The organism is Parasphingomonas zepuensis (genome assembly GCF_036663735.1).
In the GTDB taxonomy this organism is placed as follows: Bacteria; Pseudomonadota; Alphaproteobacteria; order Sphingomonadales; family Sphingomonadaceae; genus Sphingomonas.
The window spans coordinates 1-1,038 of sequence record NZ_JAXOJO010000094.1 but is presented as its reverse complement, the minus strand read 5'-3'; the positions used below and the strand labels follow the sequence as shown (position 1 = coordinate 1,038).

Below are 1,038 nucleotides of genomic sequence, written 5' to 3'. Positions count from 1 at the left end.
AGTCCAAGAAATCCGGGCGCGGCGTAGTGCGCGTATTCGACGAGAGCATGGACGAATCGATCCGCTTTCGTCGCCAGATCGAGGGCGGCTTGAGCCAGGCGATTGCGAATGGCGAATTGCGACTGGTTTACCAGCCGATCGTCGCCCGCAACAAGCTGGAGGTGGTCGCGTTCGAAGCACTGCTGCGCTGGACCAGCCCCGAATATGGCAGCATCTCGCCCGGCCTGTTCATCCCGATCGCTGAAGAATCGAACCTGATCCATGAGCTGGGCGACTGGGTATTGGACGAGGCGCTGACGATGTTGGGCAAATGGCCCGGGCAATATGTCTCGGTCAATTTCTCACCGCGCCAGTTCCGCCGCCAGAATTTCGTCGGCCATGTCGTCGAGCGCGTACAGCGGGCGGGCATCGAGCCCAATCGCGTGCAGATCGAGATCACCGAGACGGCGATCTTCGACAACGCCGAGCACGCCGCCGAGACGCTGTATCGCTTGCGCCAGATGGGATTCCGCATCGCGCTCGACGATTTCGGCACCGGCTATTCGTCGCTGTACAATATCCGCAAATTTGCGCTGGACTGCCTGAAGATTGATCGCAGCTTCATCGAAGGTATGGGGCGCGAGCGTGAGAGCGCGGCAATCGTCCATTCGATCATCCACCTTGGCCGCGCGTTGGGGCTGGAAGTCGTGGCCGAAGGGGTCGAGACCGAGGCGCACCTGCAAGCGCTGAGGGTGGCTGGATGCAGTCACTATCAGGGCTATTATCTGGCACGGCCATTGGAGGCGGATGTCGCGACCGATGTCGCGCATGAGCGGTTTATGGACCCTGACGAGGAAGAAATCCCGGCAGTGGCGGAGGTGGTGCCGGTCAACGGTACGCACGGCTGATGCAGATGATTCGCGCCGCATTCGCGCGGCTGCGTCGCCGCATGCCATCATCGCTGGGCGCCAAGCTGGTCGCGATCCTGACCGGGGTCGCGCTGCTCGGTGCGGTTGCGGTTACGCTGTTGCTGGCGCTTGTCATCACCCCCGGGTTCGA

Annotated in this window: 1 protein-coding gene; it reads left to right on the top strand. The window is 62.1% G+C overall.

The window, feature by feature from the left end:
- Positions 1-887, top strand: an 887-nt coding sequence (locus U1769_RS25525) for a putative bifunctional diguanylate cyclase/phosphodiesterase (protein ID WP_332720951.1), incomplete at its 5' end; no start/stop codon positions are given.
- Positions 888-1,038: the final 151 nt, after the last annotated feature.